Origin of the sequence: Pseudomonas brassicacearum (assembly GCF_003732265.1) — a bacterium.
GTDB lineage: Bacteria > Pseudomonadota > Gammaproteobacteria > Pseudomonadales > Pseudomonadaceae > Aquipseudomonas > Aquipseudomonas brassicacearum_D.
Genome location: NZ_MOBK01000412.1, coordinates 1 through 486, shown reverse-complemented (window position 1 = coordinate 486; position 486 = coordinate 1). Strand labels below are relative to the sequence as shown.

The following is a 486-nucleotide window of genomic DNA, read 5'->3' as shown; positions in this document are numbered from 1 at the left end:
CGGCGCGCTGGCTCGATTGCAGGCGCCTACCTGGCTGTTTCTCGATGACTATGGCCGCGTTCCGAACCCGGAGCTCGTTCAGCTGCTGGATCGCATGCTGGCCGTCAGCAGCCCGGCGCTGACCTGGTGGCTGGGCGCCCGCCGTCGCCCGCAATGCAACTGGCCGCGGTTGCTGCTCGATGATGATTTGTACGAATGCGAGCGTGCCACGCTAGCTTTCAATCAAACCGAGATTGCCTCGCTGGTGCGCCACCTGACACCGGCCGATGCCAGCACCGCCTCCAGCAAGATTATCCAGCTCAGCGGAGGTTGGTGTGCTGGGGTACGCGTCGCGCTACTGCAAAAATGTGACTGGTCGCGCAACGACCCGCATCACATCCGAACTGACACATTGCTCGATTACCTCGAACACGAACTGTTCACCATCCTGACCCCTGAGTTGACGGAGGCCTGGCGGGTACTCGCGCATTTACCTCGCTTCAATGC

1 pseudogene is annotated in these 486 nt (G+C 61.5%); it reads left to right on the top strand.

Annotated elements, in window-relative coordinates:
- Positions 1-486: pseudogene (locus BK660_RS31990) on the top strand (helix-turn-helix transcriptional regulator); the annotation flags it as partial.